Consider the following 1468-nt stretch of genomic DNA (forward strand, 5'->3'; position numbering starts at 1 on the left):
GGCAGCGCTGAAAGACACGGACGCCGGGACAAGTGCCGAGTGCCAGGAGGCGGGTTTACTCGAGAATTTTTCCTTTTTCCCAAAGCCCGATGCAACGGCACAGCTATTTGGTCTGGCACCGTTGAGCCAGAGCCTGCCCGATACCTTTGCAGAGATGGTCAACTGCTATGAGGAGCTCCTGTGCGACGTCACAGAGCGTGCGGGGCATGGGCTGGAGCCTCATGTCTCAGAGACACTGCGCATAATGAGTCAGGAGCTGGGCATCCTGAAGGCCGGGCCACGGGACGTCATTGATATCCACGTTACGGCCATAAAGCATCGGCTCAACGAAGTTCCGAAGGATAGAGCAGGCGTGTATGTGCAGAAAAGTCGCCTGTCTGTACTGGAATTCATGGGGTATCTGGCGGCCTACTACCGCAACTATGCCTACATGCCGGAGAGATACAAGCAAAACAGCAATGACATCCCTGCCATGCTTGCAGGCAATTCCGACGAGGAGAAATAACTGATATGGATAACAACAAACCATCCCTGCTCATTGTCGATGACGACCCCTCCAACGTCAAGATATTAAACGAGCTGCTGCGTGCCGATTACAACATCCGCGTGGCAACAAGCGGAGAGAGAGCCTTGCAGATAGCCCTGTCAGATGCCCCCCCGGACCTTATCCTGCTCGATGTCATGATGCCGGGCATTGACGGCTATGGCGTATGTAAAAGCCTCAAGGCCGATCCGGTTACCGAGGATATCCCTGTTATCTTTATTACCTCAAAGGTAGACGAACAGGACGAAATAAAAGGATTCGAGGCCGGAGCCGTTGACTATGTCACAAAGCCATTCAGACCGGTCATCGTCAAGGCAAGGGTCGAAACCCATGTCGCCCTTAAGATCAAAAGCGGAATGCTTAAAAATCTCTCCTTGCGTGACGGTCTTACAGGCATACCCAATCGCCGCCGTTTTGATGAATATATGGAAATAGTCTGGAACTACAGCATCAGGGAATCTTTGCCGTTGTCGCTGATCCTGATAGACATTGACTATTTTAAATTGTATAACGATAACTACGGACACCAAAGTGGTGATTCATGTCTCATTGAAGTAACCAAATGCCTTGTCTCGTCAATCAATCGAAAAACGGACGTCGTAGCCCGTTATGGCGGCGAGGAGTTTGCCTGCATCCTGCCAAACACACACCTGGATGGCGCCGTGTCCGTTGCCGGGAAATTCCGGGATGACGTCCTCGCACTTCAAATACCCCACATCCGCTCGTCTGCCAATGATTGTGTAAGCATAAGTCAGGGGATTGCCACTCTGATACCATCAGATACCTCCTCCCCTGAAACCCTGATAAAAATGGCTGACCAGGCCCTGTACAAGGCAAAAGAAAACGGCAGAAACAGATTTTGCACTTTTTAAAGGAAAAAAACACGATATAATGCCCATAAAGAAAGTTATCCCACTCACGCCC

At 50.7% G+C, this 1468-nt stretch carries 1 protein-coding gene and 1 pseudogene; both read left to right on the forward strand.

All coding sequences use genetic code 11. The annotated features are described in order from the left end of the window. A pseudogene (locus HWQ67_RS18380) lies at window positions 1–505 on the forward strand (hypothetical protein); the annotation flags it as partial. A gap of 5 nt (window positions 506–510) precedes the next feature. Beyond that, window positions 511–1416, forward strand: a complete 906-nt coding sequence (locus tag HWQ67_RS18385) for a diguanylate cyclase (protein WP_218254146.1) — start codon at window positions 511–513, stop codon at window positions 1414–1416. Window positions 1417–1468 lie beyond the last annotated feature (52 nt).

Source organism: Candidatus Magnetobacterium casense, assembly GCF_019173545.1.
Classification (GTDB): domain Bacteria; phylum Nitrospirota; class Thermodesulfovibrionia; order Thermodesulfovibrionales; family Magnetobacteriaceae; genus Magnetobacterium; species Magnetobacterium cryptolimnobacter.